The 1,093-nt window shown below is 67.8% G+C and carries 2 protein-coding genes and 1 pseudogene; 1 reads left to right on the forward strand and 2 read right to left on the reverse strand.

Translation table 11 applies throughout. The annotated features are described in order from the left end of the window. Nucleotides 1–212: transposase (locus VYI76_RS16745; protein ID WP_326525953.1), on the forward strand; the 212-nt coding region annotated here is incomplete at its 5' end. An 85-nt stretch (nucleotides 213–297) separates the two neighbouring features. Here VYI76_RS16745 and VYI76_RS16750 read toward each other — a convergent pair. Further along, nucleotides 298–492: pseudogene (locus tag VYI76_RS16750) on the reverse strand (IS5/IS1182 family transposase); the annotation flags it as partial. 238 nt (nucleotides 493–730) lie between these two features. Then, nucleotides 731–1,093: MFS transporter small subunit (locus tag VYI76_RS16755; RefSeq protein ID WP_443018986.1), on the reverse strand; the 363-nt coding region annotated here is incomplete at its 5' end.

A 1,093-nucleotide genomic window follows, 5' to 3' on the forward strand; every position in this document is an offset into this window, starting at 1 on the left:
ATATCACTCTCCCGCCGCTTCCGCCCCGATCGCACGAGCTGAACCCGGTCGAAGACCTCTGGCATTTCATGCGCGACAACTGGCTCTCAAACCGCGTGTTCAAAAGCTACGACGACATCGTCGTCCATTGCTGCGAACCTTGGAGCGAGTTGATGGAACAGCCCTGGCGCATCAAGTCCATCGGCCGCCGTGAATGGGCTAATGGGTTCTGATCACTGCGGGTGGGTAGTAGGCGCGTGATATAGACGGCAGAGTGTCCCCCACCGGCTTTCACGCCGGGTTTGCCACGAGCTTGGCCAGCATCCGGATACTCAACTTGCGATCGATCGAGTGCCGGCCGATCGTGCCGTAGAACGGCGCGAGATCGCGTCGGATGCCCGATAGGTCAAATAAGCGGTCGATAGCGTGGATCAGATGGTCGGCAGGGACATGGTCCTCGAGGCGAAACTCGTCGAACAGGCTCCCCCGCGGGCGCCGCCGTTCAGCCATCATCCCATCGCCCTTTCCCCGGCACCCGCCGGCCCGCAATCCGTCGCCGGCATCGCGCCGCGGCCTTCCGGCCGCATCGCCCGACGGAACGCGCCGGCGCCGGGACGCGGTGCGGCGCCGGCGCGGGACCATTGGCCGGAAAGTCAGCGCTCGGGCCGGTCAGGCGGGCGCGAGCAAGGGAGCCGCCGGGCTGGGACGGCGTTCGGCTGCCTCCGCCCCGCCCGGTGGTCGCCGCGCGGGCTCAGTGGAAGAGCGCGGCGGTCTTTTCGATCGTCATCCACACGCCCCAGGCGAGCGGCAGACCCACTGCCGCCCAGGCGAGCGCGGCGAGGGCGTCGAAGCGACCCCGGTCGATGCCCTGGCCGCCCCGGGACGCGACCCGCGCGGCATTCTCGCCCTTCGACGCCAGCGCCACCGCTTCCGCGTGCGACATGAACCATTTCGGGTTCAGCGGCCGGATGAAGGCGTTGGCGAGGAGGCCGAGCAGCAGGAAGCACGCGAGCATATACATCGTGAAATCGTAGACCTGGGCGCGCGGCACGCCCGCCGAGATCTGCGCCTCGCGGATGTAGTTAACCACCACGGGCCCGACGATACCCGCCGT

This window comes from Sphingomonas sp. (assembly GCF_035910975.1).
Classification (GTDB): domain Bacteria; phylum Pseudomonadota; class Alphaproteobacteria; order Sphingomonadales; family Sphingomonadaceae; genus Sphingomonas.